This is a genomic window from Pseudochryseolinea flava, assembly GCF_003286915.1.
GTDB classification, from domain to species: domain Bacteria; phylum Bacteroidota; class Bacteroidia; order Cytophagales; family Cyclobacteriaceae; genus Ohtaekwangia; species Ohtaekwangia flava.
Window position 1 is genome coordinate 1 of record NZ_QMFY01000008.1, and the last position, 25,317, is coordinate 25,317.

Below are 25,317 nucleotides of genomic sequence, written 5' to 3' on the forward strand. Positions count from 1 at the left end.
GTGAGCATGACTGGAAAGGTGCACTCACCTACAGAAGGCATAGATCGCTACGAAGCTCATTGGTCGAATGCGCATGGTCTGCCATTCAAAAAGATCCGGTAATGTCGCAGCGATATAATGAACTCAAACAACGACTCACTGGCAAAAGAGCGATAATAGTCATCGCACGAAAATTAATTTCCAGAATATATGCCGTCTTAAAAAACCAGACGCCGTATCAACTAGGATATGCATAAACTGAAATTGAAGAAGATATCAATGATGTCTACAACGTAAACCCAGGAAATAAAAAACAAACCCAGGACCACTTAACACTGTGTGAGACTAGATCTCTTCTTATAGTTTGTGGCCTGGGTTCTTAAACTACCTTACGGGAAACTGTGATCACCGCTTTTCGTGAATCACTAATGGAAGCATGGCAGTTTTTGATTTTTCTTCAAATGAAAGTTACAAAAAGATGAACGCCCTTTCAAGGGCATGGTGAATGGACGCTCCATATCGCACAGGCGAATTACGCGTCCACCCTTGACAGAGCGTTCATTTTTTCGAATACAGCATTTGTAGAAAAATGAATTTTAGTATGCATCCTGAGAATAGAAACACTAAATTCGTCTCAACGTTAGCAAAAGGGATTATTCATGGAAGCTTTTGTTAGCGGTTGTTTTTAATTCTCCACTCTGAAATCGCTCGGTTGAAGAACCTCCGGACTTCAATACTGTCACCGTCAACATAAACCTTAAAAGTCCTTCCGTCATGCATTACAACTTCCAGGTAGGAAGCGTATGTCAACGAACGGGACAGGTCCTTTGTTAAAATGGTATCAATGTCGCTATAAAGGCCAAAGTCTCTTGATGATTTCGTCTCGTCCCTTTTATCAATCCAATAGGATGCTATTCTTTTGTCGGTGAAGAAATTACCACTTGTCTTAAAATCTGATTGCCCATCAAACAGAATCAATGTTTCATCGTCATCCAAAAGCCCCAGTCCTTTAATGTATTTCATGTCTGCTGTCGAAAGCTCTGTCCCTCTTCTTACACTATGGTCGCATGACAACAAAATTGTCCCGATAGTTAGAATTGTCAGTACTAAATTCTTGGAGTATCTCATTTTAAAAATAACCGCTAACGTCTGTGTTTATGCAGTGGTGGGCTTTCGAAAACGTATCTATCCACCGTGACCAAACGTTGATCGAAGATAAAACTTAAAGCTTGCACGCACCCCACCATTGCATAAACATTTTGTTGTGGCTCGTTTTTACAATGTCCAACCTCCTTCACGGTTGTATGTCCATTTCGATTCACGTGTGTCGTACTTGGTCAACCCTTTCTCTTTAAGTTTACTTGTGTCTATCCAGTCCGTCCACTCCAAAATGTTTGTTCTTTTGATCTGGGGTAGATTTACCAGAATATCAATTGCTTGAGTTAATACTTTTCGAGCAAGCTGTCTGTTTACATTTTCAGGAAATGTGAGAACGAATTCTTCTAAGCTGTCCGCGTCACTTAACCCTTTCAGGTCTGATAGTCTTGCCATGTTCTCAATGTAAATCTTCTTTAGGGACTTTGTCCCTGTCAAACTGGGTAATACCTCAACCCGACTCATTCCCTCAAAATGGAGAAACTCAATAGTCTGCTGGTCTATCACAAAACGATAGTCCTCGACTCCCCTAACTCTGCTAAGTCCAATGTATACCAGGCTTGGTAAATGGTTTAAAATGGATAGGTCATCATAGTGCCCAAACATTAATTTGATTAATCTCAATTGCCTGAAGTCCTTTATAAAATTCAAGTCCTTCAGTTTTACACCTCTTAAATTCAGGTTTTCAATATTCTTTAACGACTCAATTTTAGAAATGCCTTTTTTCATTCCATCAATTGAAAGGGTCTTTAAATCACTAAATTCCGAAATGAAACCGATGTCAACTGCAGAACTCTTTGTGTCGGAGATTAACAATTGAATCAAATCACTTTTTTGTCTGAGGGCCGAAAAGTCTTTCGTTAAAAAACTCTGGATTTTAAGATTTTTAACATTTGGTATGTAGTCCATAAACTTCCAGTCCAAGGGGTCATACCAGAAAATTGAGAGTCCAATCTCTGGCCTCTTTGAAAACAGTTTGTCATTCAGAACCTTAAAGGTCTCAGGTTTCGGTTTTTTGAATTCGTAGAACTGTATTGAGTGAATGTAAGGAGTTGTCAGAATGTCCGCGATGTCGTCCTCTACTAGATCGTCATAGATGTTAACATTTCCACTGAAGTCCTTCCATTTTTTCTCTGTCGCTGTAAACATATCTGTCCAGTAAAAATGAGCCACAACGGTTGTATATAAAACGTGCCGGCACGCCAAAATAATAAATTAACATCAACGGTGCCGGCATGTTTTATATATGTTGTTATGCTCAGTTTTTCTTTGTCCGACCTTTCCTGTAGTAATTGAAAGTAGTTAGTCCAGCACCGGCAATTACTACGAGTGAAAGCAAAAATGTCCCCGTCAGAAAACTAAAATTTGACGCTTTATAGTTCTTGCCAAAATGTTCATTCAAAAATTCAATTTGGGTTGAAGCATTTTCCAGAAAGGCATTGTCGTTGCACATGGTAGTATAAAGTCCACCGTCACATTTGTACACCACTACCAAATACTCATAGTTTTCATGAAGGATTCCACCACAACTTCCACCACCTTGTCCACCGAAAATTGTTATCCTATCACTTACCTCTTCCTTGTAGGAGAATTCAACCTCAAACTCAAATGCCACGTCAGGTACATAGTCACTGCATTCTAGAGTTTTTGAGGTCGCAGAGATTACCCTTCCAACGACTATGTCGTATGCCTTGTCGGCATCCTTGTCAATACTTCTTGTTGGACATGTACATGCAAGGCTGTCTACCGCGGTAATAATGAGAATTATTGTCAGTAGTTTTTGAAATCTCATCATCTTAGAAAAATTGAGCATAACGTCCGAATATATGTAATTACCTGATATTTCCTTATAGCGGTGTGGCGCGCTTTAGTGTCGAAAATCGCGTGTTTTAATTGATTTTCTTCATAATACGTTGATATTTTTTTCTGGTACATGCGGTCAAAGCTGCGAGTTTCGAGCTACGAGCTACGAGAAAATGCGGTTGTTGGAAAGCTGCGAGCACCATGAAAGGCGCATTCAACACCAACACGCCAACACATCAGCACGTTCCTAGAAAGCCGCGAGTCACGAGCTTCGTGCTACGAGAACTAAGGCAACGGCTTCTGGGTTCATGGCGATAAAAATGGGATAGCATCCTATTGAAGGCAGCGTCGCGAAACGCGCCGTCGATGACCTTCCTACTTTAAACTTTCTACTTTGAACTTTGAACTATTTTAAAACGCTGCGTTGCCTGGAAAGCGTGGATAAGCAATTACGTCGCGGATGTTTGTCATTCCGGTTACGAACAAGATAAGGCGTTCGAATCCGAGACCGAATCCGGCGTGTGGCGCCGAGCCGAACTTGCGCAGTTCGAGGTACCACCAGAGTTCTTCTTCCGGAAGGTTTAGTTCGTGAATGCGATTGAGTAGGCGTTCGTAACGTTCTTCACGCTGAGAGCCACCAATGATTTCACCAATGCCTGGGAAAAGTACGTCCATCGCTGCAACTGTTTTGCCATCTTCATTCTGTCGCATGTAGAACGCTTTGATGTTCGCAGGGTAGTTATACAGAATGACAGGTTTCTTGAAATGCTTCTCGACAAGAAAACGCTCGTGCTCCGATTGCAAGTCAACACCCCACTCGTGGATGAGGTATTGGAATTTCTTCTTTTTATTCGGTGTAGAGTTTTTCAAGATATCGATTGCCTCTGTGTAGGAGAGATGTTGGAAGTCGTTTTCAGCAACGAACTTTAAACGATCGAGTAGACCGAGTTCGCTGCGTTGATCTTGTGGTTTTGCTTGCTCTTCTTCTTGCGCACGCTTGTTCAAAAATTCAAGGTCTTCACCGCAGTTGTCGAGTGCATAGCGAACAAGATATTGCAGAAACGCTTGCGCGAGTTTCATGTTGTCGTTGATGTCGTAGAACGCCATCTCAGGTTCGATCATCCAGAACTCTGCGAGGTGACGTGTGGTGTTTGAATTTTCGGCGCGGAATGTAGGACCGAACGTATAGATGTCGCCGAGGGCGAGGGCATACGTTTCACCTTCGAGCTGACCAGAAACTGTTAGGTTAGTTTCACGGCCAAAGAAATCTTCTTTGTAGTTGATCTTACCGTTCTCATCGCGTGGCGGATTCTGCGCGTCGAGGGTAGTGACGCGGAACATAGCACCAGCACCTTCGGCGTCAGAGCCGGTGATGATGGGTGTGTGGATGTACGAGAAGCCGCGGTCGTTGAAGAACTTGTGAACAGCGAAAGCCATGGCATGACGAACGCGCATCACCGCACTAAAGGTGTTGGTGCGCGCACGTAAGTGGGCCTTTTCGCGGAGAAACTCCAGCGAGTGTTTCTTCGGTTGAAGCGGATATTGTTCGGCGTCACAGTCGCCAAGAATTTCGAGCGTTGTTACTTTGATTTCACAGGTCTGACCTTTGGCAGGGGAGGGTATGAGTTCACCCGTAACCGAAATACATGCGCCTGTTGTGAGTCGCTTTAAAATTGATTCGTCGGTGGTTGTAAAGTCGACAACGGCCTGAATATTTTGGATTGTAGAACCATCGTTGAGCGCGATAAATTGATTATTTCTGAAAGTTCTTACCCATCCTTTAGCCGTTACAGTTTGTCCTGTTGGTGGAGTAGCCAAGAGTTCTTTAATCTTAATGCGCGTCATAATTCGGTGATCGTTGCTTGTGAAATGGTTCGTTTAAGGGCTTTTTTAGCAAGAATTGACTCTTGCGGGTAAAAAGCAGGTCGCAAAAAACGAAAAAACTTGCCGATTTTCATAGCACAGGCGGCATTACAAACGCTGCTTTCCGAGAACAATTAGTTTGGAGAGATGTTTGATTGGGCATGAATGGCTGTCTGGTTTTGCCCCGGCTTTGTCGGTGGAATGAATAGAGACAGTGCAGTATTTTTATAAATTTGCATGGCGACCCTTCAAAATGGTGGTTGTGCTATAAAACGAGGTTCAAATATTCTTCATGCAAAAACTTGGTCTTAGTCAAAGCTTATCTCAGAAACTGTCGCCCCAGCAAATTCAGTTTATCAAATTGCTGCAGGTACCTACGGCCGAGCTTGAGACCCGCATCGAGGAGGAACTTGAGATCAATCCCGCGTTAGAGGAAGGTGAAGATCAGGAACGAACGGAAGACAATAATAGCCAGGAAGAGACTGAGTTTCAGGAGTCGTCGGGAAGCGAAGAGGAACTTGATATTAAAGACTACCTCCGCGACGACGATTATAGCGGCTATAAGATGCAGGGCGATGGCGACGATGAAGACGACCGCGATATGCCACTGCCGATGTCTACGTCCTTGCATGAGCAGTTGATGAGTCAACTCGATTTCCTTGGATTAGAAGAAAAACAATATGCGATCGGCAAACAACTCATTGGTAGCATTGAGAGTGACGGTTACATTCGCCGCGAACTCGAAGCCATTGTGAATGACCTTGCTTTCGCACAGGGCATCGAGACAACCGCAGAAGAAGTTGAGGTTGTTCTAAAAAACATTCAAACGTTCGATCCTCCCGGAATCGCGGCAAGAAATCTTCAGGAGTGTTTGTTGCTCCAACTCGATCGCATGGATAATGGCCACGATATCGATGTGGCCGTTGCCAAACAGATCATCACGGAGTGCTACGACGAATTCACCAAGAAGCACTATCAGAAAATTCAGAAGAAGTTGGATACGGAAGATGAAGATTTTGTGCGCGATGCCGTCGAATTGATCATCAAACTTAATCCGAAGCCGGGTGGTGGTAGCACCAATACAGCGGTTAAAAATCAGTATATCATTCCCGATTTTATTGTCACCAACAGCAATGGTAAAATTGAGTTGGCGTTAAACTCCCGTAATGCGCCAGAGCTGAGAATAAGTCGTTCCTATACTGAAATGTTCAAGGCTTACGATAAGAGCAATAAACGCGATAAAAAACTGAAAGAAGCGGTATCGTTTGTGAAGCAGAAACTTGATGCTGCGAAGTGGTTTATTGATGCCATCAAACAGCGCCAACAAACGTTGCTTCGCACCATGAAGGCCATCATCGATTTTCAATATGATTTCTTTTTGGAAGGCGATGAGACGAAGCTCAAACCCATGATCTTAAAGGACATTGCCGGGATGATCAATATGGATATTTCGACCGTGTCGCGTGTTGCCAGTAGTAAGGCAGTGCAGACTGACTTCGGAATTTTTCCGTTGAAGTATTTCTTCTCGGAAGGTATTGCTACAGATTCGGGTGAAGAAGTGAGTAGCCGCGAGGTAAAACAAATTATCAAAGATATTATTGAAGCGGAAGACAAGAACAAGCCGCTTTCTGATGATAAACTCGAGAAGATCTTAAACGACAAGGGCTATAACATCGCCCGTCGTACTGTTGCTAAATATCGTGAGCAACTTAATATTCCCGTTGCGCGGTTAAGAAAAGAACTATAGTATGAATCAGATCGCGCGTATTGTTTCCGTCATCTTTCATCCGCTTTTATTACCTACTTATTGGACGATCCTGATGGCGAAAGTTTTGCCGCGTGGGTTAGCACCTTTCATTGAGGCGCAACACCTTCATTTGGTAGGACTCATGTTCATTATGACATTCTTCTTGCCGGTGGTATTCTTCGGATTATTAAAAGCTATTGGACTGATTCCTGCCATGGACATGCATCACCGTAAAGACCGCGTCAAGCCGTTTATTTTTATTACGCTGTGGTATGCCATTGTAGCACTGCAAATGCTGTTACGCGATCAGATCACCCTGAATGATAGCTTCATGAAGTTTCTGATCATCATCGATGTGCTCGTCTTTTTGGGAACATTATTTACATTTTTCTTTAAGATCAGCATTCATTGTATCGGTATGTGGGGATTGGTAGGGATGTGTTTGGGATTAAGTTTCTTTCAAGAAGACAATACCTTGCTCATTCCATTGGTCGTATTGCTGTTGCTTTCAGGGATCGTGATGTCGTCGCGCTTACAACTCAATGCCCATACGCCGAAAGAGATCGCTGCCGGAAGTATCGTCGGGCTCGTGGTGAGTGTTGCAGCAGTATTTATTCTTTTCTAACAAACTTTGAATTAATCGTTGGGTAATGAACCTGATGACAATTCACACATCACGATTAACGATTAACGTTTACCGATTAACGCCTCATGATTAACGAAAAAGAAATGAACGCATACAAATTCCTTACCCTCGAAACAAAAGACGGCGTTGCTACACTTACCTTAAATCGCCCGGAGGTGTTCAATGCACTCAATGATGAGATTACCTTTGAGATGCAAGATGCGTTAAAAGCCATTGCCAAAGATGATGCAGTCCGTGTAGTTGTTTTGACAGGTTCAGGAAAAGCATTCTGCTCGGGACAAGATTTGAAATCGGCAGCGGGACAGGAGAAGCGTTCGTTTATGGAGTCGCTGCACAAGCGTTACAATCCCATCGTGCGTGCGATGCGTAATTTGCCGAAGCCCATCGTTGCGCGCGTCAATGGCGTGGCAGCAGGCGCGGGATGTTCGCTGGCGTTGGCATGCGATATCATCGTGGCGTCGGAAGATGCTTCGTTGATTGAAGTGTTTATCAATATCGGGCTGGTTCCAGACTCAGGCTCTTCGTATTTCCTCCCGCGACTTGTCGGTATGGCAAAGGCATTTGAATGGGCAACGATGGGGACGAAAATCAAAGCAACAGAAGCAGCGCAATACGGCTTGATCAACAAAGCTGTACCTGCCGATCAATTGGACAATGCTGTGGCTGAATACACCAATTACTTCGCGAAGGCACCAACAAAATCTATTGGCCTGATCAAGAAGATGCTCGCCAAGTCAGCAACCTCATCCTTAGATGAAATGCTCGACTACGAAGCGTATTGCCAGGAGATAGCGGGATCATCCAACGATTATAAAGAAGGCGTGAAAGCATTCCTGGAAAAACGTAAGCCGGAGTTTACAGGCCGCTAACCATTTGACTAATCTGCAGCGTACGTCTGATTAGTTCTCCAAAATAAAATTACCCGGACACCAGCAGCGACGCCACTGGTAACCGGGTAACTGGCAACTGGACAACCGGAAACTTGTTAACCGGCAACCATGTCATTTTAGAACGACGATAATGAAATACCGATCGTGAATGTGTTGAAATTGTCAGGGCGAACTGCAGTGCCGCCTTCGCCTACCCATGGACCTTTATCTGTCTCGAACAAGCTATTCAGGTTGTAGTAAGTGAACACGCTGAAGTTTCCGATGCCGACGCGGCCGGTAAGACCATAACGGATTTTATTTAGATCGAAAGACTGATTGTCTTTATACTTTTTGACTTCGCCGTCTTCTCTATATTTTACTTTCGTGAAAGCATCATAGAGGACGCCGACACGACCACCCACAGCAATTTTAAAAGAGCGTGCCGGATCATCAGGGCGCGTGCGATACACAAACTCAACTGGTATTTCGAGGTAGTTCGTAATCAGTTTTGATTGTTTTAAGCGGAGAAGACCAGTCTCTTTTGGTGTCTCGAGAAGCAAAGAGTCGTTTGCATACATGAGTACGCGGCCATCTTTAAATTTCCAACGCTCGAGGCTAAGTCCGATACCCGGAACAAAGCTGAAGCGTGATTTTAAGATTCGGATGTCGTACGTCCAATAAAAATTGAGTGTGCGCGAGCCCCAAAATGCTTTGTTAAAATTGTCTGGCGCACCTTTGGCTTGGTTAAGGCCAAGTTCGAGTACGAATGTTCCAGGAATATCGGGTCTTTTTGAAGTTTTCTTAGTCGTGGTTTCCTGGCTAAAGGCAGGCGAAAAGACGAAGGCCAGGAGGCTTAATACAATGATTTTCTTCATTATTGCGTAATTACTGTATAAAAGAGGTTCAAAATTAGCTTTTTTGTTGGCAGAGACAAGTCAAATATTTGGCTGACTCAATTTATTCTCTACATTTGCAGTCCAAAATTCACAGAGCCAAACGCAGATCACCGGATCTGCCAAGTTCGTGAAACCGCACTCGTAGCTCAACTGAATAGAGCATCTGACTACGGATCAGAAGGTTTGGGGTTTGAATCCCTACGAGTGCACGAGTGAAAGACGCAAAGCCCCGACGATAGTCGGGGTTTTTGTTTTTTGTTGGGTCGCCAAGTGTCTCACTTAAGCGGCACAACGGAAAACAAAAACCAAGCGCAGCGCGGCTTTGTCTCTTTTGGACCTCTGCAAAGGCCGGGATCGTGCAAACCAATCCCTACGAGTGCACTCCTTAAAAGACCGAACACCCTTCGGTCTTTTTTTATTCCCACCGTATTGCCTTGGGCCTCGGTGCTAACGCAGGGAGTCGCGGCAGTGGTTGCTTAACGTTCTGTCGGACCCATCCGTTGCTGCTAGTGATGTGCGCGCCGGAAATAAAGTTGTATCTGGTGCCACGAATCTTTCTGTGATAGCCATGGTTTAAAACGTCGAGATCTTTATTCGTGTACAATTATTCCGTCCCATTAAGATTTAGTTTAGTTTCAGGGGCCGCGCATGTCCATTAAACGATGTGTACACGTGAATCATATCCTCGGGATCATCATAAAAATCGCAGATGGTTATTGACTACAAAAAAATAGAGCTGTACGGAAAGCCACTCATGCAGAAGGTGGTTTTGAAAACTCCCTTTGAATTTGAATTTCCGGTTTCAGATTACGCTTGCTTTTTGTTTTCCTTGCAAGGCGAGATGTATTTCCATATCGACGATGATCAAGTCATCGTGCCCACCAACTATTCGTTGTTTCTAAACTGTTTCGACAACGGAAAGAAAATAACCAATTCAAATGCAGAAGCTAGAAATGAGTTGGTCGTCATCAGTTTTCATCCCGACATCCTCAAAAAGATTTACGAAAAAGATCCGCCATTCATCCTCCAACAGCCCATTAATAGAATATCGAATCAGTCGAGTGAAAAAATCAACAACGACTTTTTAATACAAAAATATATCGAGGGACTGCTCTTTTATTTTGAGAACCCATCTTTGGTGAACGATGAAATCTTAATTCTTAAATTGAAAGAAATTGTACTACTCTTGTCGCAAACACGAAATGCGAGCATTATACAAACAATATTGTCCCAACTCTTCTCGCCTGTCGCTTATACTTTCAAGCAAGTAATCGAGGCTCACATATTTTCGCCAGTAAGTATCGATGATCTCGCCAGGAAAACGAACCTGAGTGTTTCATCCTTTAAGCGTGAGTTTGCTAAACATTATGATGACTCGCCAGCGAACTATATCAAAAACAAAAGACTTGAGCGTGCGGCGGAATTGTTGTTCGCTACCGATAACCGCATTACAGATATAGCCTTCGAATGTGGTTTTAATGATCTCGCCAATTTCACAAAAAGCTTCCACGATAAATACAACGTGGCTCCTTCAAGTTACCGCGGAAAAAATGAGCGGTAGTTGAGAGAATAGCCAGTTAGCCAGTTGCCGGTTAGCCAGTTACCGGATAGCCAGTTGCCGGTTAACCAACATGTAATCGGGTGACCCAAATTGCCAAACACTTGAACTAATTTACCAAGCCCTTCTGTGTTTTGAAGTTCATTTTTGCATCGTCAAGCAATCATAAACTTAACAATCACAGGTTACATGGTACTCACAAATCTAGGAATTTTTCATACGATCATCGGCGTTGCGGCAATAGTTGCTGCGTTGACGTCATTTATCAAACATGGTAAAATCAATATCGCGGCGTTATCTGGGAAGATATATTTCTATGGAACAGTCGTTGCTTCATTAACAGCGCTGGGACTATCCAAACGTGGCGGTTTAAATCCAGGACATGCTTTTGCACTATTCATTTTCGTGTTGGTTTTAGTAGCCTACTACTTGCACCTTCGTGAGAAGGGAAATAACCGCGCACGTTTCGTTGAAAACTTTTGCTTTTCGTTTAGTTTCTTTTTGTCGTTAATCCCGACTGTAGCCGAAACATTTCAGCGTGTTCCAATAGGGAGTCCGTTGGCAAAAGATCCAGCAGATCCGGTCATTGGAAAAACACTGCTGGTGCTTTTCGTCTTCTTTGTTGCAGGATCTATTTATCAATATAGAACTCAAAAGAAGATCAATACTTCTATTGCTAAATAATTTCTCATGACAATTCTAAAAGATATGAAACTACACGATCACCAAACAGCGATTGATTTTACAGTCGCAGATATTTACGGAAACAAAATCAGCTTGTCTGACTTCAAAGGAATGAAGATTCACTTAGGTTTTTTTCGTAATGTAAATTGTCCGTTCTGCAATCTGCGCGTTCATCAATTGTCGAAAATGAATAAGACATTTGAAGCACATGGATTAAAGCTCATATACTTCTTTGAAAGCGATTCGAAACTACTCCGCAAGAGCATCTTTCACCAGGAGATATCCCCCATTCCATTGATTGGCGATCCACAGAAAAAAATCTATGGACAATACGGTGTCGAGGCGTCTGCTTTTAAAATGATCAGCACCCTTTTTGTAAAAGGTACAATGAAGGATCTAAAGGCATCCAAAGCTCTGCAGTTGCCAGCGGAAAAAGATAAGGATGCTACATTAACGTTGATGCCTGCAGACTTTTTGATCGACGAAAACTTCATCATTCAAAAAGCACACTATGGTAAAAACGTAAATGATCACATCGCTATCGAAGAAATAAAAGCATTCGCCGGTATAGGTGTTGCTGAGTGTAATGGAAGCGGCAATATCAGCGCTCTGGGTGGATGCTGACATCGTACGCGCTGGTATGTTAATTTGAGCAACGTTACGATGAAACATGGCAACATTTACATCGGTACGTCAGGCTGGCATTATAAGCATTGGACAGGTTCATTTTATCCGGCCGGCACTAAACCATCTGATCAGTTCAGCTTGTATAAAGAACACTTTAATGCTGTCGAAATCAATAATTCCTTCTATCGATTGCCGTCGCTCAACGTTTTTAAAAAATGGCACGCTGAGAGCCCCGAAAAATTCTTGTTCGTCGTAAAGGCAAATAGGTTTATTACGCACAATAAAAAATTGAAGGATCCTGAAGAAAGTATTAAGCGTTTTTTTGACAACGTAAAATTTCTTCGCAAGAAACTCGGGCCGATATTGTTTCAGCTACCGCCATCGTGGAAGAAAAACGTTGTACGTATCGAATCATTTTTGGAAGCACTGCCGAAGCGATACCGCTATGTGTTTGAATTCAGGAACAGTACTTGGTACGATGAGGATATTATTCAAGCGCTTCGGCGACATCGGAGCGCATTCTGTATTTATGAGCTCGCTGGTCATCTATCGCCGGTGTTTATTACGGCCGATTTTGTGTATGTGAGACTTCATGGTCCGGGTGCCGGTAAGTATCAAGGAAGTTACACTGACAAGCAATTGGCGGAATGGTCTAAGCAGTGCGAGGAATGGAAGCGTGAGGGATTAGACGTATTTATTTTCTTTGACAATGATGAAAAAGGATATGCGGCGTTTAATGCGAAGGCATTTCAAAAAATCGTCTCAAAGCATAAACCATGAAATAACAGCTTAATCAATTCGCTGTTAGATGATATGTTGGAAGCTATTCCTCATTGGATCCGAATCGAACCAAATGGACGCGACAGGTTTTAATCAAACATTATCAGGTCGATTCCACAAAGATATCCGTTATTCACAATGGTATTGTGAAAAAAAACAAGCCACAATTTTCCGGGGGCAAAGTTAGGTTCACACATCATCACTTTCTTGGCTAGGATAACGCATCAAAAAGGACCACGATATTTTTTAGACGCAGCCGTGGAAGTTCTCAAGGAGTTTCCAAAAGCACGTTTTGTCGTTGCTGGTTCAGGGGATCTGTTCGGGGAAGTAATTGAGCACGTAGCACGAATGAAGCTTTCGGCGAAGTTTCATTTTACTGGATTTTTACGAGGCAGTGAGATCGATCGGATCTGGGCTATGACCGATGTGTATGTGATGCCTTCTGTTTCCGAACCTTTTGGGATAACACCATTGGAAGCAGTGCAGGCGGGTGTCCCGGTCATCATTTCAAAGCAGTCAGGTGTTGCTGAAGTAATGCCGAATGCAATTAAGGTTGATTTCTGGCGTACGGATCAGCTGGCTAAGGAAATTTGTCGACTGTTGCATTAGCCCTACCGTTGCAAATAGGATTGCGGAAAACAGTCAAAAAGATTTGCAATCGCTTACTTGGAATAACGCAGCAGAAAAGCTGATTAACATATATAAGGCCGAGCTTAACGTAGCTGCTTTCGACCACACTCAACAACGCGACGAAATGAATGCATTGAAGCCATTCTCAATGCCTGTTAAAACGAAAAGTATGCTTTAGTTATCTTGGGTGACGACCATTTGTCGCATAATATAAATGGTAGATCCATGCGAGTAGGAAAACGCATTCAACCGCAGCATCCAGCAAATAAACGTCTGATATCACATCATTAAGCGCGTATACTAAGTCGATGCCCATAAAGGCAAGTGCTGTACTTGCTCCAAGGATTATCAAAGGAAATGGCTCGGCTTTGAAGCATAGAAAAGACAGCATTGTTAACGAGATAGGAAGAAGCAACGCACCGACTGTCTTAACAAGCCAAATGTCAGTTTTGTAACCGGTGACAACCATGAAGCTAACGATGTCGACCAGCGGCCACAATGAAGTTACAAGAATGTAGACCGCATGGATGATCAACGTTAGCTTCAGCCCCTTTGTCATATTGATTAATCTCCTGGAGATGATTGTTTTCCTCCGCCAGTTTTCTTTTCTGAAACATCCGTCGAACGATTACGTTGTTCGTTGGCATTTGATTGAGGCCCCGTAGATCTATATTCATTTTCAGTTTTGATCTTCTCATTCAACGCTTTATCAATGGCCGACTGGTGTGTTGTAAATGCTGTACCCGTTCCGTCGTCTTTAGTATTAGTAGTGTTAGTATTTTCTTTCTGGTTTTCCATAATGTTTGGTTTTATGTGGATTGCTCTCGTACCCTTGGGTAGAGAAAAAACTAGTCCATCTAAAATGAAACATCGTAGCGGTAAATTTCACCGCAAGGAGTGGCGTAAACGTAGACGATCATCACCACGGAATTTTTTGAATGCTGATCTGATCCTTTAGAAGAACGGCTGTAGAAAGTTTTCTAATAACGCGGTTAGTGATAAAAAAATGCTTGGAAAAGAGTATGCCACGATCAAACCAAATGCGCAAAGAAGCTCCCCTGCGTGCAAGCGTTCACAAACAATTAAGGGTGGGCATGATGTTATATGGTGTTGATGTAAAATAATAAAGTATAACATGATAAAACATCTTTTAGCGGCCGCACTTATAGTAAGTGCTTCTGCGGCAGCAACTGCACAACAGCAATCAGCCGATTCGACGCGAAGAACACAGCCGTCAGAAAACCAACAGCAACCAAGTAATCAGTTCAATAGCCGTGACTATACACAGATGCAATCAAGTGATGTTCCGCAATCGTTGCGCACGACGCTACAGGGCGATACGTACAAAGGATGGGAACGCGGCAAGCTGTATCGTCGTAACAATGGTGACGGTTATTACTTGAGCACAGGTTCAGGTACGAACACTCAAAATTATTATTTTGATAAGAATGGCAAAGCTATTCAGCGCGGCGCTTCTGGATCAGATCGCTCCAACTCGTCAGGTGCGGGCGTGGGTCCTGGAACAGGTAATGAATCAGGCTCTGGTAGTGGATCTGGATCAGGTTCTGGTAGTGGATCTGGATCAGGTTCTGGTAGTGGATCTGGGTCAGGTTCTGAAAAACCAAGACAGTAGTTTTTTATTATTAATTTCTTTTATGTAAAGGGCGCCGGCTTTAGTCTGGCGCTTTTTTATTTGGTCCCCCATCGAGGCATCATCTTTTTTGACGCTGACCGCATGAACGACTTCCTACAACAAACATATTACGGTAACACCGTGGCCGATTACGCTATTGTTATCGGTGTTTTACTATTTGCTTTCATCTTTCTTAAGATTTTGAAGCGCGTCGTAATCACTCGTGTCAATAAAGTGGCGCTTCGTACAACAAATACGTTTGATGAATACGTCGTTCACAGCATAGACAGCTTCGCGTTGCCTATCTTGCTGGTCATCGTTGTATATTCAGCATTAAGCTTTTTATCGTTATCAGGCCGTGTAGCGTCTGTTATTGATATCGCCTCGACAGTCGCGATTACGTATTTTGTGCTCAGATTAATTTCGTCGCTCATCCTGAGATTGTTGGAGACAAGAATTCGCGGTCGGGAACATGGGGAGACCAAAATTAAACAACTCGGCGGATTAATGTTGGTAATTAATATTGTGATTTGGATCGCTGGGATTGTTTTTGTACTTGATAACATGGGCAAAGACGTTACCACCATTGTTACCGGCCTTGGCATAGGTGGTATTGCAATCGCGCTGGCTGCCCAAAACATTCTCGGGGATCTGTTTAACTATTTCGTGATTTATTTTGATCGACCGTTTGAAGTCGGCGATTTTATTGTCGTCGATGATAAGATGGGCACTGTAGAATATCTCGGTATCAAGACCTCCCGCATTCGAAGCTTAAGCGGCGAAGAGATTGTAATCGGCAATTCTAATCTAACAGGTTCTCGCATTCACAATTTTAAAAGACTCGCCGAGCGGCGTGTAGTGTTCACGTTGAATATAGATTATCGCACACCTGCAGAGAAGTTAAAGTTGGTACCGGACCTTATCCGACTTATCATCACGCGTCAACCCAATGTTCGATTTGATCGTTCTCATTTCGCGACCTACGGTGATTGGAGCTTAAAATTTGAAACCGTATACTTCGTGTTAGATCCCGATTACAATAAATTTATGGACATTCAGCAGCAGATTAACTTTGACCTATACGCCGCGTTGGAAGACCATCAAATATTTATGGTCACTGGCTTCCATATGTCACTGGCACCACCATCGCAGCCATCGGCAGTGAAGCAGGAAGAAAAGAAAGATAATGGGCTGGTAGAAAAAACTTAATTGACTTTTGAACAGCAACATCACGCCTGATTCTCTGCCAGCTTCTTAATATGTTCGAGTGCGTTTCTCCAAGATGCATTCATTTTTTCGAAGGATGAGGACGCAACATCTGCTTCAATTTTTAGCGTAACGGATTTCTCATTTGTGGTTACTGTGTATTTTTCTCCTGCGCCATGCAGGGCTTGAGCACTTTCTGATGTAAAGTCTTCGTAACCTGAATTAAGAAGTCCTTTGTAACTGATCTCAAGCGTAGTGTGTGTTCTCTTTGTAATTACGCCGATAACACCGCTTTGGAAATCATCTAGGTAAAGTACAAAGCTGCCTTCTTTCCAGTCGGACTGAATAACCGTGAGCGATGGAAATTCTTTGCACCAGGAGTCTACGCCAGGGCCGCCTGTAATCACCTTCCATACCGCTTCCGCGGGAGCGTTAACGCTGATGTCCAATTTTATTTTTTCTATTGCTATAATTCGTTCACTCATATATTCACATTTGACCGTTAGTATATCGCCAAATGTGAATTGACTATTATCAATTTAAATGCTAATGCAACCACGAGATCCATTCTATATTAATCGAGGGCAGAAACACGAAGTGGCATAAAATTGTAGATGCGATTTATCTCACGCTGGCTTGATGTAATGCGTCTAAGACATTTATGACTATTAATTTTTTGGAAACTATTATTTGTGGAGATTTTAGGATATAGTTTTTGGATTCTTGTTTGTGAGAGCGAACAGCATTGAACAACTATAATACGTAGTTCTTGGTATTGCTGGCTTCACTACGTTTAAGTAATTTTTGATTGTGCGAAAGGCACTTTGCGTCTCATGCTTGTTTTGCTGACATGTTTCAACTTATGCAACTGTCGGCTGTTCTGTAAACTTAATACGGTTGTATGGCAGTGAATGAACATGCTAGGTTAGTCGAGTTGTTGGAATATCAAATTCTTGATACAGCGCCCGAGAAGGATTTGGATGACCTGATTGAAATCGCATCGGCGTTATGTGAAACACCAATGTCGTTGATCACCTTCATTGACGAAAAGCGACAATGGTTTAAGGCCGCGAAAGGAATTGATGGCACAGAAACATTACGAGAAGATTCTTTTTGCGTGCATGCACTCAACAAACCCAAAGAAGTACTCGTTGTACAGGATCCCTTGAACGACGATCGTTTCAAACATAATCGTTATGTGGTCGGGCATCCCAATATTCGGTTCTATGCTGGCGCTCCCCTCGAAACACCGAGTGGTAATGTGCTCGGTACGTTATGTATCATAGATGATAAACCACGGGAGATTTCAGAAATACAAAAACGTGGCTTGCAGTTGCTGGCTAAGAAGGCCATGGACTTTCTGAATGCACGTAAAACGTTATATCAACAAGGCGAGGAGATTGCTGCAAATAGTGCACGCTTGAAAAAGTTAACGGATCTGGCGCCTGGGTGTATTTACCAATTTGAAATGAATAGAAGTCATGAATGCTTTGTTCATTTTGTGAGTGACGGTATTTCTCGGCTTAGCGATAAACTAACGCCCGAAAAAGTTAAATACGAGACCAAGGCATTTTATAATGTAGTTCATGTAGACGATCGCGTTAAGCTGCGTCAGGCGTTACAAAAATCGTTTGAACAACTCGTCGATATCAGCATCGCGTTTCGCGTTCCGGTAGCCGATGGCACAATGACGTGGTATTGGGCGAAAGCCATTCCAGAACGCATACCCAGCGGGAATGTAATGTGGTACGGCGTATTGCAAGATATCACCGATAGCAAAGCCTACGAGGAGGCACTCGAACAAATTTCTTTTGACATTTCCCACGTGCTGCGACGCCCCGTAGCGACCATGCTCGGCTTGACTTCTGTGATTGAAAAAGAAGATCTCACGCGAGAACAAATGCTGGAATATGTGAAGTACATCAAAATTGTTTCTGGTGAGATGGATAACTTCACACGCAGGCTTAATCAGATCTACTACGACAAAAAGCAAAATTGGCAAGCACATCACACGCAGGACCACTGATACATTCCGCTAATATTCTCTTGTGACATTCTGATCACTTCCTTTCTTATTAGTTCAGAGCTATTTACGACGCTTGAACTGCGCGGTAGTCTTGTTCATCCTTTGATTGATGTGGTAATTTTTGTTTCATGGTGAATGGTTAAACGCTCACCGTGCCGCAAGCCACACGTCGATCAATACCGGACAAATATTGAGCTATGGAAATTGGAGATAGAGCACGCACACCGCTTGAAGCTTTTTTATATAGGGAAAGAAAAACACCAGACACAATTTTTCTTTCGCAGCCGATACTGGAAGGTTTTAAACGCGCCATTGCTTTTACCGACAACTAATGCGACGCTCCGGAAGCCTCCTGCAGGCGCGTGACGTCAATCAAATTAGCACTAAATAGCCCTATCGCGGTGTAGGATGGTTTTGCTCCTTTGAAAAAAAAATACTAATAGAATATGGATAGGAAAAAGTTTTTAGTTGCAAGTGCTCTCGCTGTTGGACTTCCCGGTGCAGTATTGTCTTCATCGAAGGAGGCCAGGAAAAAAAAGTTTGTGCTCGTGCATGGCGCGTGGTTTGGAGGATGGTGTTGGAAAAAACTAACGGCATTGCTACACGCCGCGGGTCATTCCGTTTATGCACCAACGCTCACAGGCCTAGGTGATCGCGCACATCTGTTGAACGCTGATGTCAGTCTTGATACACATATTGAGGACATTGCTTCGCTCATTGAGTTTGAAGATTTAGAAAATGTGACACTCGTAGGGCACAGCTATGCGGGCATGGTTGTAACGGGTGTTGCCGAGAGAATTCCTTCGCGGCTATCTTCTGTTATTTACCTCGATGCTTTTTTGCCAGAGAATGGGAAGGCATTGGTGGATTACGTTCCTCCAGCACCTCCATCACCTCCGTCGGCTGAGCCATGGCGCGTAAAGCCGATGACAACGGCCGAGGGTTTTGGCATCACTGATCCAGATGACATCGCATGGGTGAATAAGAGGCTTCGCGATCAACCGTTAAAAACAATTCTTCAGCCCATTCAAACAACAGGGAAAGATAAGGATGTAAAGAAGTCCTATATCCAGTGTTCAGAAACACCGTGGTTTTCCGAAGCTGCAGCACGCGCGAAGAAAAAACAGTTTATTACTTATGAACTATTCGGTGGTGGGCATAATGCGATGATCACGAAACCAAAGGAACTTGCTAAAATTCTTTTGAATGACAGCATCTAACACGAGCGCATAGCCTCAACGTTAACACGTGGATAAAAAGACCGGATAATGATTCGGTCTTTTTTACTTGTAGGCCGACGACCTGTCGGTTTTGGTGGTTGCTGGCTCGGCAATGGATCATTGATCGGATGCCATCTACGGGCGCAATGCTGTCCGGGTTTTTCCCCTTATCGTCGGAGTAGACAAAATCTTTAAATCGTATTCTTAAATTTATCTACTACCCAATATGCGTTACGTCATCTTCATCATGCTAGCCGTGGGATTTTCGACCACGCTTCAGGCACAGTTGAAACTGGATAGCCTGCTTAATCTGTTGAGAAATAATCCAAAAGAGACCGATAAGTCCACCATTTATGGACGAATTGCATGGGTATACATTGCCAAAGGAAATTATGATGTCGCACGCCGATATGCCGATAGTGTTCTTGATGTTTCCACGAAGCTTGATGATAGCGTTGGAATCTACAGAGCGCACTACTACTATGGTGTTATCGGACGCTATACAGGTGAACATGCTTCGGCGCTAGACTACCTGGGAAATTACTTAAGATTCCATGCGTCGAGAGGCGATTCATCGCGTGTGGCAGGTGCATTGTTCCAGATCGGTGTCGTGCATTCACACTATGGAAACTACGAAAAAAGTCTTGCTGCGCATCAGCGAAGTCTCCGTATTGAGGAAGATGCGAAAAATGCATACAGTGTGGGAAATACGCTCAATTCCATAGGAACAATCTACAAAGAAACCAAATCGTATGATCTTGCTATCCTTAATCTGCGTAAGTCCCTTGTCATTTTCGGCACACTTCAGGAATGGTCGGATATGACTAATGCATTAGTCAATCTAGGTAACACCTATTCCGAGCTCAATGAATTTGATAGCGCCATGTCGTACTATCGGCGAGCGATCGAGATCGATAAGCGGATCGATAAACAGCGTGGTGTCGCGGTGAGCTATGCAAACATTGCCTTTTTATTTGACAGGATGGGAGAATTTGATAGTGCGCTAGTATATCACCACAAAGGTCTGGCAATACGTGAAAAATTTACGGACGCTGAAGATCTAACACGAAGCCTCATCGGTGTGGGACGCGGCTACATTAAACTGGGCCGTTATAAAGAAGCTGGTCCATATTTATCGCGCGCGCTTGAACTCAGTACGCATACGAATTCGAAACCATTGCTGCGCGACGTTCACATGAACTTTGCCGAAATGTTTGAAGGAATGAAAGATGAAAGGAATGCGTTGAAGCATATTAAACAATTTCAAATCTACAAGGACAGCATATTCAATGACGAAACACAGCGGAAGATAACGGAGTTGGGCGTAAAGCACCAGTTGTCGGACAAAGTGAAACACATTGCGTTACTTGAGAAAGAAAAACAAATTCAACAACAGCAGGCAGCACGCGAGGCGACGATCAAGAACGCCTTAATCGTGGGAAGTATTTTGATTGCCATTTTGGCTGGCGCAGCTGTTTATGCATTTCGTCAACGACTGTTGTTGGTGAGCAAGGATAAGGAAATTCAAGAGGTGAATCTGCGGCATCAGCTTAGCGAGTTGAAAATAAAAGCTTTGCGAGCACAGATAAATCCGCACTTTATGTTCAATTGCCTCAACTCAATCAATCGGATGATCGTGCGGGGTGACAACGAAAATGCCTCGATATATTTGAAGAAATTTTCCAAGCTGTTGCGGCTTATCGTAGAGAATGGCGAAGAGAATCGTGTTTCATTGGATAATGAGCTAACATTGATCGAATCATATATTCAATTGGAAGAATTACGTTTTAAGAATAAGATCGGCTATGAAATTTCTATCGATGAAGGTATCGCGCGGGAGAGCACGTTTCTTCCGCCCATGATATTGCAGCCCTTTGTAGAGAATTCGATATGGCATGGTTTAATGAATAAAAAGGACGACGAGGCCGGGAAGATTAAGATTGCCGTAAGAGAAGAAGATGAAACATTGCTGTGCATGATTGAAGATAATGGCGTCGGTCGCGACAAGTCACGTGAGTTCAAAGAAGATATTCCGGGTAAGACACATTCTGTGGGGATAAACATCACAGAAGAAAGATTGAAATTGATTTCGCGTGAAAGGTTGAATCAATGGATCAAGATCGTAGACCTAAGGGATGGTGGAAACGAAGCTATCGGCACTCGTGTGGAGATTAGGATACCACTTTCATAAATGCGATGAATGATTAAGACAATCCTCATTGACGACGAACGCGACGGTTTAGAAGATCTACAAGATCTGATCAAAAAGTATTGTACCGATATCAACGTGATCAGTGTCTTTTCGAATCCGTTGGAGGCCCTCGCTGCCATTCGCAGACTGAACCCAGACCTGGTTTTTCTCGACGTTCAAATGCCCGGCATGTCTGGATTTGAATTGCTGGAGCAGCTATCACCCGTATCGTTTGACGTTATCTTTGTGTCGGCATTCGATCGATATGCTATCAAAGCTATCCGTTTCAGTGCGTTAGATTATCTTCTTAAGCCAGTAGATGTAGATGAGTTGATGCGCGCTGTGACACGGGTGAAGGAACGAAAGTCGGGTGCGAAATTTTCAATACAATCGGCACTTCATAACGCGTCGTCCAGGACGGGTATTGTCGAGCAGTTAGCCGTACCAAGCACAGAAGGAATTGATTTCTTTAACACAAGAGACATCATCTACTGCAAGGCCGATGGTTGCTACACAACGCTTTACCTTACCGGAAAACAATCAAAGGTGGTAACGCGTGTACTTAAAGACTTTGAAGATTTCTTGTCGGAATCTGGTTTCTTTCGTGTACATAATTCTTTTCTTATCAATGTGAGTCATGTGAAGAAATACGTTCGCGGAGAAGGAGGTCATGTCGTATTGACCGACGATCATGAAGTTGATATCTCCAGACGACGTAAAGAGGAGTTTCTTTCGATACTCAATAAAATCTAACGCAGGTGTTGCCGGTAAAAGCCGCCATTTACTTAACCAAGTCTGCCAGCTACTGAATCGGGCTAAGTCGTGTTCAATGTTAGCTTAGATTAGCTCAAAAAGACAAAATGAAAATCTTCATGAGCTTGCCACGCGCAGCCAGGTTCGTTGTGCTGGCCGTAGTATTAATGTGTTGTTCGGATCCGAGCGTTGACCCTCCGGAAGAAGGCGGTAACAACGAACCATTGTCGCCAGAAAAGGCTGACGCAATAATGGAAACTTTTTCATTTATTTCAGCTGCTAAAGTCACCGGGAATTTACCGTCGGTTTCGAATACGACGCTCACAAAAACATCGAGTAGAGATACAATTTACACACTACCTGGTGTGCGCGATGTTCTTCGTATTTCGCATCCAGAATCACGAATCGTGAAAGGCGTGTATTTCGCTGTATCTGGTTCAACATTTTATTACAATGTAGAGATTGAGCGCAGAGAGAGTACCGACACAGTCGGGATAACATATTTCGATATAGACCCTGTGAAAATTAATGATGAAATTTCGGATGGATCAACCTCACTGCCCGTCGATATTATTCCTTATGACGAAAGCAATCAACCCATAGACATTATCGAGCGGGTGATGACAATCGAAAAACCAGGTGATGCCTGTAATATCCTTAACCACACCTGGTTTTGGCAATGGTCGATGTTGACTGATCCGACAGGGCATCCGTATAATTTGAATACACGGGGCGAAAGAAATATGAACGAATACATCTTCAAAGATTGCTGCCTTGGTGTTCCCGCTTGTCCTGTATACGACGAAAACCAAGACCCCATCTATGATGTGGAGATTCCAATCTCACTTTACTATACGATCGTGGCGGAGTGGTTTCGTTTCCATTCGGATGGGACCTTTGATCGGCAGACACGTGAACAAGAAAGCTATATCAGCAATCCAGGTGACGATCCCTATACATTCGATCCCTGTTCATGGACACCGGAAATCGATCATCGGATGGAAACTGTAAACTACTGGGGTACGCATGACTACGCGCCTGGTGATAATGTCATTACTTATCTAGCCACGGGTAGCACGTGCCCGCAAGGAGAAATAGGTTGCGGCTATGCCGGATCGGTTTCAAATGCGCAGCTCATCACTACGTGTCATGTGATGGCGGTCATAAAAGGATCGGAGGGAGGTAAGTCGGTGAAGTTACTCGCCCGAGGAAGCTCAAGCGAAAGCGATGTCGAACAAGATATTTTGGATATGGATAGATTTTGGGAATGAATTTGTTGAGGTTAGGATCAACATTTTTTCAGAAGCGAAAAAGGCCGAGTTCTTCGGTCTTTTTTGTTTTCATTCTACTTAAGGATGACGATATCGCCTCAATTACTAAAAATATACTTTACCTAACAATCGTGTTTTAATAGTAAAATACATATTTTACGTATAAAAAGTAATTTACTGGTAAAATGATAAGGACGCTGGAAACGCTGCAACTTGATGGTGGGTTGCATGCATTTGATTTTATCAACACGGTAAACACGCGCCATGGAGAGCCTGTATTTGAGTACCTGAACACCTTTGAAGATCTATTGTCGTGGTCAGGCAAGGCAGGCATCCTTCGGCCAAAGCAGTTGCAGTGGTTACGGCAAGAAGCAGGTCTACGACCTAAGGTAGCGGCGGTTAAACTCCGTGAGGCCATTGCTGTTCGCGAGAACCTGTGTCTTCTTTTTTCATCCATTGCAAATGGCAAAGTGCCGGACGCATCGGTCGCATCGAACTTTAACGATCGACTATCCGTAGCTTTCAAGAATCTTAATGTACGGTTCCGTTCAGCTGCAGTTGATATTCATCTTCACCGCGAAGAAATATCTTTCGATGAACCGTTAAACCTCATCATGAAATCTGCTTTCGATGTCTTAACCGAGGGTGATTTCCATCGCATAAAGGAGTGTCCGCGATGCGGATGGATATTTTTGGATACATCCAAGAACGGAAAAAGAAGATGGTGCAATATGAACGTTTGTGGAAGTCGCGAGAAGGCGCTTGAGTATTATTATCGGAAATCTAAAAATGCATAACGACGATGAGTTTACTGAAATCAATAGCCACAGCACTTGCCATGATCACGATCGCGTTACAGGCATGGCAATGCACGACAGACAATAAGCAACGCAAGAATCGATATCCTCATCCGACGCCAGACTCTGTTGCATTAACGTTTCTTCCTGGTATCGTCAGTGGAGATTCACTTGACTTCAATGCTTGTTTTTCTCCGGATGGTGAACGTTTTTATTTCTCGCGGTCACGGCATGGGAAGTGGGTGATTTACATGACAGAATATAAAGATACCACGTGGGGAAAGCCTGTGTTGGCACCTTTCTCAGATACAACGTATTCACAAGCGGATCCTTTCATCACCGGGGATGGGACGCTGCTATTCATTTCAAATCGTCCACGCGATATGCGTGATTCGATTGCCGACTATGATATCTGGTCCGTACGTTTGCAAGGCGATGGATCGTGGACAACTCCCGTGAATGTGGCCGCCGTAAATTCAGATAGCACGGAGTATTATGTGTCTGCATCAGCGAATGGCAATTTGTATTTTGCTTCGAATCGCGAAGGGACGTTGGGATCGCACGACATTTATGTGAGCCGTTACGTTGATGGTATATACACGACGCCTGAAAACCTTGGTCCCGCTATAAACGCGACGGTGATGGAGCACGATCCAATGATCTCGCCCGATGAACAATATCTGATTTTTACCTCGGTTGATCGGGCTGACTCTTACGGGAGTGGTGATCTATATTATTCCCGTCGCGGTAGTGACGGTGTCTGGACACAAGCTCAGAACATGGGTAGCAGAGTGAACACAAATACGTACGAGTACTGCAGCTACCTGACATCTGATGGTGCGTATCTGTTTTACAGTACTAACTATGACGTGAAATGGATTAGTACGAAGTATCTTCTCACGGCGATAAATCGAAATTAAACTATCATGATACTTATTGGATTAACTATATTGCCATAGTCCGTCAGTAATTAATGTATTGGT

General features: G+C 43.4%; 25 protein-coding genes, 1 tRNA gene and 1 pseudogene. 19 read left to right on the forward strand and 8 right to left on the reverse strand.

The genetic code is table 11. The features are described 5' to 3' along the window. Positions 1-651: 651 nt before the first annotated feature. The 4 genes from DQQ10_RS15470 to asnS form a co-directional block, all read right to left on the reverse strand. Positions 652-1,002 (reverse strand): hypothetical protein, encoded by a 351-nt coding sequence (locus DQQ10_RS15470; RefSeq protein WP_133259666.1) that lies wholly within the window; start codon positions 1,000-1,002, stop codon positions 652-654. Between the two features lie 252 nt (positions 1,003-1,254). Then, positions 1,255-2,283, reverse strand: a complete 1,029-nt coding sequence (locus DQQ10_RS15475) for a hypothetical protein (protein WP_112747803.1) — start codon at positions 2,281-2,283, stop codon at positions 1,255-1,257. Positions 2,284-2,392: 109 nt separating this feature from the next. Further along, positions 2,393-2,929: a hypothetical protein gene (locus DQQ10_RS15480; protein WP_112747804.1), complete on the reverse strand. Its 537-nt coding sequence runs from the start codon at positions 2,927-2,929 to the stop codon at positions 2,393-2,395. 419 nt (positions 2,930-3,348) lie between these two features. Next, positions 3,349-4,782, reverse strand: coding sequence for an asparagine--tRNA ligase (asnS, locus tag DQQ10_RS15485; RefSeq protein ID WP_112747805.1), 1,434 nt, complete (start codon positions 4,780-4,782; stop codon positions 3,349-3,351). A gap of 310 nt (positions 4,783-5,092) precedes the next feature. Here asnS and rpoN point away from each other — a divergent pair, with 310 nt between their 5' ends. The 3 genes from rpoN (at position 5,093) to DQQ10_RS15500 (ending at position 8,062) form a co-directional block, all read left to right on the forward strand. Beyond that, positions 5,093-6,547: an RNA polymerase factor sigma-54 gene (gene rpoN / locus DQQ10_RS15490; protein ID WP_112747806.1), complete on the forward strand. Its 1,455-nt coding sequence runs from the start codon at positions 5,093-5,095 to the stop codon at positions 6,545-6,547. Between the two features lies 1 nt (position 6,548). Further along, positions 6,549-7,172 carry a hypothetical protein gene (locus DQQ10_RS15495; RefSeq protein ID WP_112747807.1) on the forward strand — a complete coding sequence of 208 codons (624 nt, stop codon included), beginning with the start codon at positions 6,549-6,551 and terminating at the stop codon, positions 7,170-7,172. A 104-nt stretch (positions 7,173-7,276) separates the two neighbouring features. After that, entirely contained in the window at positions 7,277-8,062 is a 786-nt protein-coding gene (locus DQQ10_RS15500; RefSeq protein WP_112748036.1) for an enoyl-CoA hydratase-related protein, read from the forward strand. Between the two features lie 137 nt (positions 8,063-8,199). Here the strand turns inward: DQQ10_RS15500 and DQQ10_RS15505 are convergent, their stop codons facing one another. Continuing rightward, complete coding sequence (locus DQQ10_RS15505; protein WP_112747808.1) at positions 8,200-8,937, reverse strand: porin family protein; 738 nt, start codon at positions 8,935-8,937, stop codon at positions 8,200-8,202. Between the two features lie 156 nt (positions 8,938-9,093). On the opposite strand from DQQ10_RS15505, the gene DQQ10_RS15510 reads away from it, so the two are divergent. The 6 genes and pseudogenes from DQQ10_RS15510 to DQQ10_RS15535 form a co-directional block, all read left to right on the forward strand. After that, positions 9,094-9,167 (forward strand) — tRNA-Arg (locus DQQ10_RS15510). 500 nt (positions 9,168-9,667) lie between these two features. Next, positions 9,668-10,519, forward strand: a complete 852-nt coding sequence (locus DQQ10_RS15515; RefSeq protein WP_112747809.1) for a helix-turn-helix transcriptional regulator — start codon at positions 9,668-9,670, stop codon at positions 10,517-10,519. Positions 10,520-10,705: 186 nt separating this feature from the next. Further along, entirely contained in the window at positions 10,706-11,200 is a 495-nt protein-coding gene (locus DQQ10_RS15520; RefSeq protein ID WP_112748037.1) for a hypothetical protein, read from the forward strand. Between the two features lie 6 nt (positions 11,201-11,206). Continuing rightward, positions 11,207-11,824: a redoxin domain-containing protein gene (locus DQQ10_RS15525; protein WP_112747810.1), complete on the forward strand. Its 618-nt coding sequence runs from the start codon at positions 11,207-11,209 to the stop codon at positions 11,822-11,824. 39 nt (positions 11,825-11,863) lie between these two features. Continuing rightward, on the forward strand, positions 11,864-12,607 hold the full coding sequence (locus DQQ10_RS15530) for a DUF72 domain-containing protein (protein WP_112747811.1): 744 nt from the start codon (positions 11,864-11,866) through the stop codon (positions 12,605-12,607). Between the two features lie 171 nt (positions 12,608-12,778). Further along, a pseudogene (locus DQQ10_RS15535) lies at positions 12,779-13,216 on the forward strand (glycosyltransferase family 4 protein); the annotation flags it as partial. Between the two features lie 199 nt (positions 13,217-13,415). Here the strand turns inward: DQQ10_RS15535 and DQQ10_RS15540 are convergent. Beyond that, the gene (locus DQQ10_RS15540) at positions 13,416-13,796 is read right to left on the reverse strand and encodes a hypothetical protein (protein WP_112747813.1); all 381 of its coding nucleotides are present in this window, start codon (positions 13,794-13,796) and stop codon (positions 13,416-13,418) included. A 5-nt stretch (positions 13,797-13,801) separates the two neighbouring features. Then, positions 13,802-14,035, reverse strand: a complete 234-nt coding sequence (locus DQQ10_RS15545) for a hypothetical protein (protein WP_112747814.1) — start codon at positions 14,033-14,035, stop codon at positions 13,802-13,804. Positions 14,036-14,372: 337 nt separating this feature from the next. Here DQQ10_RS15545 and DQQ10_RS27960 point away from each other — a divergent pair, with 337 nt between their 5' ends. Then, positions 14,373-14,870, forward strand: coding sequence for a hypothetical protein (locus DQQ10_RS27960; RefSeq protein WP_165823957.1), 498 nt, complete (start codon positions 14,373-14,375; stop codon positions 14,868-14,870). Positions 14,871-14,972: 102 nt separating this feature from the next. Continuing rightward, positions 14,973-16,079 (forward strand): mechanosensitive ion channel family protein, encoded by a 1,107-nt coding sequence (locus tag DQQ10_RS15555; protein WP_112747815.1) that lies wholly within the window; start codon positions 14,973-14,975, stop codon positions 16,077-16,079. A gap of 20 nt (positions 16,080-16,099) precedes the next feature. Here DQQ10_RS15555 and DQQ10_RS15560 read toward each other — a convergent pair whose 3' ends face one another. Then, positions 16,100-16,561 carry an SRPBCC family protein gene (locus DQQ10_RS15560; protein WP_112747816.1) on the reverse strand — a complete coding sequence of 154 codons (462 nt, stop codon included), beginning with the start codon at positions 16,559-16,561 and terminating at the stop codon, positions 16,100-16,102. A 416-nt stretch (positions 16,562-16,977) separates the two neighbouring features. Here DQQ10_RS15560 and DQQ10_RS27965 point away from each other — a divergent pair, with 416 nt between their 5' ends. The 8 genes from DQQ10_RS27965 to DQQ10_RS15595 all read left to right on the forward strand — a co-directional run bounded on the left by DQQ10_RS27965 (position 16,978) and on the right by DQQ10_RS15595 (position 25,254). Continuing rightward, positions 16,978-18,102: a GAF domain-containing protein gene (locus DQQ10_RS27965; RefSeq protein ID WP_165823958.1), complete on the forward strand. Its 1,125-nt coding sequence runs from the start codon at positions 16,978-16,980 to the stop codon at positions 18,100-18,102. Positions 18,103-18,299: 197 nt separating this feature from the next. Further along, positions 18,300-18,434, forward strand: a complete 135-nt coding sequence (locus tag DQQ10_RS28315; protein ID WP_262511770.1) for a hypothetical protein — start codon at positions 18,300-18,302, stop codon at positions 18,432-18,434. Positions 18,435-18,548: 114 nt separating this feature from the next. Next, a complete protein-coding gene (locus DQQ10_RS15570; RefSeq protein WP_112747817.1) occupies positions 18,549-19,322 on the forward strand; it encodes an alpha/beta fold hydrolase in 774 nt (257 codons plus the stop codon). 226 nt (positions 19,323-19,548) lie between these two features. Continuing rightward, entirely contained in the window at positions 19,549-21,513 is a 1,965-nt protein-coding gene (locus DQQ10_RS15575) for a tetratricopeptide repeat protein (protein WP_112747818.1), read from the forward strand. A gap of 9 nt (positions 21,514-21,522) precedes the next feature. Continuing rightward, positions 21,523-22,266 carry a LytR/AlgR family response regulator transcription factor gene (locus DQQ10_RS15580; protein WP_112747819.1) on the forward strand — a complete coding sequence of 248 codons (744 nt, stop codon included), beginning with the start codon at positions 21,523-21,525 and terminating at the stop codon, positions 22,264-22,266. A 107-nt stretch (positions 22,267-22,373) separates the two neighbouring features. Continuing rightward, the gene (locus tag DQQ10_RS15585) at positions 22,374-23,537 is read left to right on the forward strand and encodes a hypothetical protein (RefSeq protein ID WP_133259667.1); all 1,164 of its coding nucleotides are present in this window, start codon (positions 22,374-22,376) and stop codon (positions 23,535-23,537) included. Between the two features lie 185 nt (positions 23,538-23,722). Further along, complete coding sequence (locus DQQ10_RS15590; RefSeq protein ID WP_112747821.1) at positions 23,723-24,334, forward strand: CGNR zinc finger domain-containing protein; 612 nt, start codon at positions 23,723-23,725, stop codon at positions 24,332-24,334. A gap of 5 nt (positions 24,335-24,339) precedes the next feature. Next, positions 24,340-25,254 carry a PD40 domain-containing protein gene (locus DQQ10_RS15595; protein ID WP_112747822.1) on the forward strand — a complete coding sequence of 305 codons (915 nt, stop codon included), beginning with the start codon at positions 24,340-24,342 and terminating at the stop codon, positions 25,252-25,254. Positions 25,255-25,317 lie beyond the last annotated feature (63 nt).

Excerpts from the sequence above, each read along its gene's own strand:
- DQQ10_RS15470 (WP_133259666.1), bottom strand. The coding sequence starts at position 1,002 with ATGAAATACATTAAAGGACTGGGGCTTTTGGATGACGATGAAACATTG.
- DQQ10_RS15475 (WP_112747803.1), bottom strand. The coding sequence starts at position 2,283 with ATGTTTACAGCGACAGAGAAAAAATGGAAGGACTTCAGTGGAAATGTT.
- DQQ10_RS15480 (WP_112747804.1), bottom strand. The coding sequence starts at position 2,929 with ATGATGAGATTTCAAAAACTACTGACAATAATTCTCATTATTACCGCG.
- asnS (WP_112747805.1), bottom strand. The coding sequence starts at position 4,782 with ATGACGCGCATTAAGATTAAAGAACTCTTGGCTACTCCACCAACAGGA.
- rpoN (WP_112747806.1), top strand. The coding sequence starts at position 5,093 with ATGCAAAAACTTGGTCTTAGTCAAAGCTTATCTCAGAAACTGTCGCCC.
- DQQ10_RS15495 (WP_112747807.1), top strand. The coding sequence starts at position 6,549 with ATGAATCAGATCGCGCGTATTGTTTCCGTCATCTTTCATCCGCTTTTA.
- DQQ10_RS15500 (WP_112748036.1), top strand. The coding sequence starts at position 7,277 with ATGAACGCATACAAATTCCTTACCCTCGAAACAAAAGACGGCGTTGCT.
- DQQ10_RS15505 (WP_112747808.1), bottom strand. The coding sequence starts at position 8,937 with ATGAAGAAAATCATTGTATTAAGCCTCCTGGCCTTCGTCTTTTCGCCT.
- DQQ10_RS15515 (WP_112747809.1), top strand. The coding sequence starts at position 9,668 with ATGGTTATTGACTACAAAAAAATAGAGCTGTACGGAAAGCCACTCATG.
- DQQ10_RS15520 (WP_112748037.1), top strand. The coding sequence starts at position 10,706 with ATGGTACTCACAAATCTAGGAATTTTTCATACGATCATCGGCGTTGCG.
- DQQ10_RS15525 (WP_112747810.1), top strand. The coding sequence starts at position 11,207 with ATGACAATTCTAAAAGATATGAAACTACACGATCACCAAACAGCGATT.
- DQQ10_RS15530 (WP_112747811.1), top strand. The coding sequence starts at position 11,864 with ATGAAACATGGCAACATTTACATCGGTACGTCAGGCTGGCATTATAAG.
- DQQ10_RS15540 (WP_112747813.1), bottom strand. The coding sequence starts at position 13,796 with ATGACAAAGGGGCTGAAGCTAACGTTGATCATCCATGCGGTCTACATT.
- DQQ10_RS15545 (WP_112747814.1), bottom strand. The coding sequence starts at position 14,035 with ATGGAAAACCAGAAAGAAAATACTAACACTACTAATACTAAAGACGAC.
- DQQ10_RS27960 (WP_165823957.1), top strand. The coding sequence starts at position 14,373 with ATGATAAAACATCTTTTAGCGGCCGCACTTATAGTAAGTGCTTCTGCG.
- DQQ10_RS15555 (WP_112747815.1), top strand. The coding sequence starts at position 14,973 with ATGAACGACTTCCTACAACAAACATATTACGGTAACACCGTGGCCGAT.
- DQQ10_RS15560 (WP_112747816.1), bottom strand. The coding sequence starts at position 16,561 with ATGAGTGAACGAATTATAGCAATAGAAAAAATAAAATTGGACATCAGC.
- DQQ10_RS27965 (WP_165823958.1), top strand. The coding sequence starts at position 16,978 with ATGGCAGTGAATGAACATGCTAGGTTAGTCGAGTTGTTGGAATATCAA.
- DQQ10_RS28315 (WP_262511770.1), top strand. The coding sequence starts at position 18,300 with ATGGAAATTGGAGATAGAGCACGCACACCGCTTGAAGCTTTTTTATAT.
- DQQ10_RS15570 (WP_112747817.1), top strand. The coding sequence starts at position 18,549 with ATGGATAGGAAAAAGTTTTTAGTTGCAAGTGCTCTCGCTGTTGGACTT.
- DQQ10_RS15575 (WP_112747818.1), top strand. The coding sequence starts at position 19,549 with ATGCGTTACGTCATCTTCATCATGCTAGCCGTGGGATTTTCGACCACG.
- DQQ10_RS15580 (WP_112747819.1), top strand. The coding sequence starts at position 21,523 with ATGATTAAGACAATCCTCATTGACGACGAACGCGACGGTTTAGAAGAT.
- DQQ10_RS15585 (WP_133259667.1), top strand. The coding sequence starts at position 22,374 with ATGAAAATCTTCATGAGCTTGCCACGCGCAGCCAGGTTCGTTGTGCTG.
- DQQ10_RS15590 (WP_112747821.1), top strand. The coding sequence starts at position 23,723 with ATGATAAGGACGCTGGAAACGCTGCAACTTGATGGTGGGTTGCATGCA.
- DQQ10_RS15595 (WP_112747822.1), top strand. The coding sequence starts at position 24,340 with ATGAGTTTACTGAAATCAATAGCCACAGCACTTGCCATGATCACGATC.